This is a genomic window from Dorea sp. BIOML-A1, from assembly GCF_009875615.1.
GTDB classification, from domain to species: Bacteria; Bacillota; Clostridia; order Lachnospirales; family Lachnospiraceae; genus Dorea_A; species Dorea_A amylophila.
The window spans coordinates 1-1,577 of the sequence record NZ_WWSA01000066.1 but is presented as its reverse complement, the minus strand read 5'-3'; the positions used below and the strand labels follow the sequence as shown (position 1 = coordinate 1,577).

General features: G+C 41.9%; 1 protein-coding gene. It reads right to left on the bottom strand.

The window, feature by feature from the left end:
* Window positions 1–405: 405 nt before the first annotated feature.
* Window positions 406–1,362 carry an L-lactate dehydrogenase gene (locus tag GT508_RS14320; protein ID WP_161144521.1) on the bottom strand — a complete coding sequence of 319 codons (957 nt, stop codon included), beginning with the start codon at window positions 1,360–1,362 and terminating at the stop codon, window positions 406–408.
* Window positions 1,363–1,577: the final 215 nt, after the last annotated feature.

The window sequence follows — 1,577 nt, the reverse complement described above, 5'->3', positions numbered from 1 at the left end:
GCAACGACTAAATAAAACTTTCCCTTATTTCCCTTACGATTATCTCATAAGGGCAAAAATAAGGGAAAATACATATCATTTCACTAATGAATGGGCTGAAAAGCCTGTAAAATAGGGAAAGTTAGAAAGATATTTCGGCAAACTGCAAAAGTGTCTGGTTGATTAATGGCGATACGGAGTGCTACGCGTCCAATACGTCCAAATCCGTTAATGCCGATTGAAATTGCCATGTTACAATTACCTCCTATAAGACATACTTGTCTGCCGGTTATCCTGTTCCGGTCTCTGTTGTTAGAGGGGCACTGTTTTTGGCTCTTTCTGATTCTTTTTGTACTCTGTTGTCAATGTAACATAGGACGCTATAAAATGCAACACATCCAAAAGTAATTAAAATATTAACGATTTTTACATCTGATCGGCTTTCTCGACGAATCCCCGGATGACGTTACATGAATTATGAAGCTGCTCTTTTTCTTTCTCTGTCAGGGAGATTTCCAGAATCTCTTCCACACCATTTTTCCCGATTACACATGGTACTCCCGCCGGAATACCCTGTTCTCCATATTCTCCTTCAAGGAGAACGGATACCGGAAGGATTCTCTTTTCATCATGCATGACTGCTCTTGTAATATTGCTGAGTACGGCACCGATTCCAAATTCTGTACAGCCTTTTCCCTCTACGATGTGAAATCCACAGACCTTATCCTCCGCACTGATCTTATCAAAATCCATTTTATCCCGGTATTCCGGATGAATGCTCAGGTATTCTTTTACCGGTATTCCGCCAATTTGTATATGTGATACCGGAATGAACTGTGAATCCCCATGCTCACCCATACAATAAGCCTGAATGGAATGACGGCTTACGCCGGTGATCTCAGATAACATTCTGCGGAGTCTTGCTGAATCCAGAGATGTTCCGGTGCTGAATACCTGATTTCTTGGAAGTCCCAGTCTTTTTCTTAAAAAATCAGCAATGATGTCTGCCGGGTTGGAAATGCTGATCAGAATCCCATGGAATCCTGACTCTTTTAACGGTCCTACGATCGTATTCATCATCTTGATCGAATCATCGAACATATCCAGCCTTGTCTGTCCCGGAAGACGGCTCTTTCCGGCCGCCATCACAACGATATGCGCATCCGCACAGTCGGAATAATCTCCGGCTCTCACTGTAAAATCTCTATCCAGATTAGAGGCCATATCATCAAGATCAAGTGCCTGCATTGCCGCTTTATTCTTATCTATATCAATATATACGATCTCATCTGCCAGTCCCTGCATCATAAGACTCAGTCCGCAATGAGATCCTACATGTCCTGCTCCGATAATTACAATTTTCCCATTTTTTACTGCTTTCATTTTTTCATTCCTCCGTCTTTTCCTGGTAGTGTCAATCTGTTATTCATTCTAGCACCATTGGTACTACCTGTAAATAGAGTGCGCTCTGTTTTTTCCTTTTTGGAATCACAAAAAGCTCCTCAACTTTCGTTGAAGAGCTCAGACTGTAGACAAAGTTGGTGCTGGGAGTTATCCCCAGCACCACTTTTCTGTAAATAGCCTCTGTTTTAATAAAA

Excerpts from the sequence above, each read along its gene's own strand:
- GT508_RS14320 (WP_161144521.1), bottom strand. The coding sequence starts at position 1,362 with ATGAAAGCAGTAAAAAATGGGAAAATTGTAATTATCGGAGCAGGACAT.